Annotated in this window: 1 protein-coding gene; it reads left to right on the top strand. The window is 44.6% G+C overall.

Annotation, left to right across the window (positions count from 1 at the left end):
- On the top strand, nucleotides 1-242 hold a 242-nt coding region (locus ABT56_RS24470; protein ID WP_205626114.1), incomplete at both ends, for a hypothetical protein.

Here is a 242-nt window from a genome sequence, read left to right as displayed (position 1 = left end):
CCACGTTTACCACACCTCACATTCCAGCAGTGGCCAAGCGTCATGTTTATCCTATGTGCGAGCATGGTATCAAGGCCTCATACTGTATGGCCCTTAATGATGCCATGGTGTCGGCTAATGGTAACCTGTATGGACTAGCAGAAAAGCTGTTTAGTGAGGATGAGGGACAATGGGAGACGAATTACTATAAATTGTATTGGAGTACTGGCCAGTGGATAATGTCGATGAAGTTTATTGAAGAA

This window comes from Photobacterium aquae, from assembly GCF_001029445.1.
Classification (GTDB): domain Bacteria; phylum Pseudomonadota; class Gammaproteobacteria; order Enterobacterales; family Vibrionaceae; genus Photobacterium; species Photobacterium aquae.
This window is presented reverse-complemented; position numbering and strand designations above follow the sequence as displayed.